This window comes from Streptomyces malaysiensis subsp. samsunensis (assembly GCF_024519315.1).
Lineage (GTDB): Bacteria > Actinomycetota > Actinomycetes > Streptomycetales > Streptomycetaceae > Streptomyces > Streptomyces malaysiensis.
The window spans coordinates 1-3,041 of sequence record NZ_JANIIC010000175.1; the positions used below are offsets into that span (position 1 = coordinate 1).

The following is a 3,041-nucleotide window of genomic DNA, read 5'->3' on the forward strand; positions in this document are numbered from 1 at the left end:
GGTCCACGGCCACCATCAGCGGGTGCGCGAACCGGCATGCGGCGTCCAGCAGGGCCAGCCCGCGCTCGGACGACAACGGCTTCATTCCGCGCAGTCGTGTGAGGTCCGCCCGGCCCATATGCCCGGTCATCTCGCTGGCCTGCGCCCACAGCCCCCATGCCAGGGAATGTCCGGGCAGCCCCAGCGCCCGCCGGTGGGCGACCAGCGCATCGACAAACGCGTTCGCCGCCGCGTATCCGGCCTGGCCCGCGTTGCCCACGACTCCGGCGGCCGAGGAGAACATCACAAACATACGGAGCGGAAGATCCGCGGTGGCGGTGTGCAGATGGGCGGCCGCCGTGGCCTTCGCCGCCCACACCCGCGCCACCTGTTCCCGAGTCTGCGAGGTAACCATCGCGTCATCCAACAGCCCCGCCGCATGGATGACACCGGTCAGCGGATACGCCGAGTCGATCCCCGCCACCACATCGGCCACCGCGTCGGCGTCCGTGACGTCCACCGCGACGATCCCCACCCGCGCGCCGAAGTCACTCAGCCGTTCTGCCAACTCCGGTGCGCCGGGGGCGTCCGGGCCACGCCGGCTGACCAGGACCAGATGCTTGACCTGCCACGTACGCACCAGATGCTCGGCCACCAGACCGCCCAGCAGACCCGTACCACCGGTGATCAGCACCGTGCCATCCGGGTCGAGCCCAGCAGGCGTCAACCCTTCTGACTCCGCCTCGTCGGCGCCACCGGTGTCACGCGCGCGCATCAGCCGGGGCACCATCGGCCGCCCGGCACGCAGCGCCACCTGCGGCTCATCCGCCCGTACGGCACGGACCACGGCGTCCGCAACTTCGCCCGCGGCCGAATCGGTGGCTTGGTGAAGGTCGAGCAGGACGAACCGGTCCGGGTGCTCCGCCTGCGCGCTCCGCAGCAGGCCCCACAGCCCCGCGGCGGCCACATTCAGCGCGCCGTCGCCGGAATCCTCGCCGTGAGGGCCGTCGATGGACACCGCACCGCGTGTCACCACCACCAACCGGGCGTCGGCCAGCCGCGGTTCGGCCAGCCACCCCCGCACCAGCTCCAGGGCTTCGCCGACGGCAGCCAAGCCATCAGCCGCCCGCGCCACGGCTCCGGCCTCCGCCGGGTCACCGTCGGCGGGCAGATAGGTCACGGCGAAGGCGGGAGGTGGCGCGCCATCGTCGAGCGCTGCGACCAGCGCTTCGAGATCCGGGTGGCACACGAGTCCGGGCTCCTCGGCCAGATGCAGGGAGTCCTCGCCCAGTACGACCCAGCCCATGGCGTCGGACGCGTCCACGTCCAGCAGGCCGGGCATCGGAATCCAGTCCAGTGTGAACAGCCCATCGGCGCCACGTCCGTTCCCGGACCGCAGCTGACCAGGGTCGGCGGGGCGCATCATCAGGGAGTCGACCGTCAGCACCGGGGCGCCCATGGCATCGGTCACGACCACCCTCAGCCCGCGCTCCCCCGCCGCACCGTCCTGATCGGGAGAGGGGTGGCGGGGCGAGAGCCGGACTCGGCCCGTGGTCGCCTCCGTGGCCCACAAAGACACGCCGTTCCAGGCGAACGGCAGCCTCATGCCCTCGTCGTCGGCTGATTCGGTGTCGGCGGCGAGCAGCATGGGGTGCAGGGCGGCGTCGAGCAGCGCCGGATGGATGCCGAACCCGTCCGCGTCCCCGGCCGCCTCGGGCAGCGCCACCTCGGCCAGCAGATCCGCACCGTCCCGCCACACGGCGCACACGCCCTGGAACGACGGCCCGTACGCATAGCCCGCAGCCGCGGCACGCTCGTAGAACCCCTCGACATCCATCGGCTTCGCGCCCTCGGGAGGCCAGACTCCCGCCAGTCCGTCGGCCGCGGTCGACGCGGTCGACGGGCTCAGGACGCCCTCCGCATGGGACACCCAGTCCGGGTCCGCGCCGGGCTCAGCATCGCGGTCGGGCCGGGAGTACACCCGTACATCGCGCCGCCCGTCCTCGGCAGCCTCGCCCACCACGATCTGCACCCGCAGCCCGCCGGACTCCGGTACCACCAACGGCACTTGCAACGCCAGCTCCTCGACGCCGCCGCAGCCCGCCTCATCGGCCGCCCGCAACGCCCACTCCACCAACGCCGCACCCGGCACCAGCGACGCTCCGGCGACCACATGGTCACCGAGCCAGCCGTCGCCGCCGGTGGCCGACACCCGTCCGGTCAGCACCAGCCCGCCACCGGCAAGGCCCACCGCCGCCCGCAACAACGGGTGCTCCACCCGCTGAAGCCCCGCGGCACCCACATCGCCGACCCTGCCGGTGGCAGTGGCCCAGTAGCGCTGGCGCTGGAAGGCGTACGTGGGCAGGTCGACGGTACGAGGGGTGGGGTTGGCCGGGAACGCGGCCGACCAGTCGACATCGACCCCGGCGGTGAACGCCTGGGCGAGCGAGTGGAGGAGCTGAGCCTGGCCACCGTGATCGCGCCGCAGGGTGGGCACGGTGACGGCCGCGATATCGGCCTCGTCGAAGGTCTCCTGCAAGCCGAGGGTCAGTACGGGATGGGTGCTGGCCTCGATGAACACCCGATGCCCGTCCGCCAACAGCGCCTCAACGGCATCGGTGAACCGCACCCGCTCACGGAGATTGGTCACCCAGTAGCCGGTGTCCAAGTCCGTGGTGACGGCACGACCACCGGTCACGGTGGAATAGAAGGCCGTGTCCGAACCGGCTGTATCGAGCGGACGGATACCCTCCAGCACCCGCATCAACTCACCGCGGATTTCGTCCACTTGAGGGCCGTGCGAGGCATAGTCCACCTCGATCAGCCGCGCCCGCTCCCCCACCGCCTGGCATGCGGCTACGACAGCGGCCACCTGCTCCGGCGGACCCGAAACCACCGTCGAAGAGGGCCCATTGACAGCCGCCACGCCTACTCCAGCGGCCTGGTCGCCAAGACCCGACAGCAACTGTCCTGCCCGATCCTGGCCCACCCCGAGGGAAGCCATCGCCCCGCCCCCGGCCAACCGCCGCAACGCCTTACTCCGCAGGGCCACCACCTTCGCC

At 71.8% G+C, this 3,041-nt stretch carries 1 protein-coding gene; it reads right to left on the minus strand.

What is annotated here, in order from left to right:
* The coding region (locus tag NQU54_RS48235) for an SDR family NAD(P)-dependent oxidoreductase (RefSeq protein WP_257636602.1) at window positions 1-3,041 on the minus strand (3,041 nt) is incomplete at both ends.